Source organism: Paraburkholderia sp. BR10141 (genome assembly GCF_056155635.1).
In genome coordinates, this window is the sequence record NZ_JBMIQH010000116.1 from 1 (window position 1) to 1,353 (window position 1,353).

Sequence of the window (1,353 nt, forward strand, 5' to 3'; positions counted from 1 at the left end):
GCTCGTGCTCGGCGCGGGCCCCGGCGGCTACTCGGCGGCGTTCCGCTCCGCCGACCTCGGCATGAAGACCGTGCTGGTCGAGCGTTATTCGACGCTCGGCGGCGTGTGCCTGAACGTGGGCTGCATCCCGTCGAAGGCGCTGCTGCACACGGCGCTCGTGATCGACGAAGCTGAAGCGCTCGGCTCGCACGGCATCACGTTCGGCAAGCCGCAGATCGACCTGGACAAGTTGCGCGACTTCAAGTCGGGCGTCGTCAAGAAGCTGACGGGCGGCCTCGCCGGCATGGCGAAGGCGCGCAAGGTCGAAGTCGTGACGGGCGTGGGCGCGTTCCTCGATCCGAACCACATGGAAGTGGTGGGCGAGAACGGCAAGAAGATCGTCAAGTTCAAGCAGGCGATCATCGCTGCGGGTTCGCAGGCCGTGAAACTGCCGTTCATGCCGGAAGATCCGCGCGTGGTCGATTCGACCGGCGCGCTGGAACTGCGTCAGATTCCGCAGAAGATGCTGGTGATCGGCGGCGGCATCATCGGTCTGGAAATGGCCACCGTCTACGCGACGCTCGGCGCGCAGATCGACGTCGTGGAAATGCTCGACGGCCTGATGGCCGGTGCGGACCGCGACCTCGTGAAGGTCTGGGAGAAGTACAACGCGAAGCGCTTCGCGAACGTCATGCTCAAGACCAAAACCACGAACGCCGAGGCGAAGGACGACGGCATCTATGTGTCGTTCGAGGGCGAAAAGGCGCTGGCCGAGCCGCAACGCTACGACCTCGTGCTGGTCGCCGTGGGCCGCTCGCCCAACGGCAAGAAGATCGGCGCGGACAAGGCTGGCGTAGCGGTGACGGATCGCGGCTTCATCGAAGTCGACAAGCAGATGCGCACCAACGTGCCGCACATCTTCGCGATCGGGGATGTGGTCGGCCAGCCGATGCTCGCGCACAAGGCCGTGCATGAAGGCCACGTGGCGGCGGAAGCGGCGCACGGCGAGAAGGCGTACTTCGACGCGCTGCAGATTCCTTCGGTGGCTTACACCGATCCGGAAGTGGCGTGGGCCGGCAAGACCGAAGACCAGTGCAAGGCCGAAGGCATCAAGTACGGCAAGGCGGTGTTCCCGTGGGCCGCTTCGGGCCGCGCGATCGCCAACGGCCGCGACGAGGGCTTCACGAAGCTGATCTTCGACGAAGAGACGCATCGCGTGATCGGCGGCGGCATCGTCGGCCTGAACGCGGGCGACCTCATCAGCGAAGTCTGCCTCGCGGTGGAAATGGGCGCGGATGCGACCGACATCGGCAAGACGATTCACCCGCACCCGACGCTGGGCGAGTCGATCGGCATGGCCGCCGAGCTGTACGA

General features: G+C 65.6%; 1 protein-coding gene. It reads left to right on the top strand.

The genetic code is table 11. The features are described 5' to 3' along the window. The coding region (lpdA, locus tag ACOJB8_RS41055; protein WP_475017966.1) for a dihydrolipoyl dehydrogenase at positions 1–1,353 on the top strand (1,353 nt) is incomplete at both ends.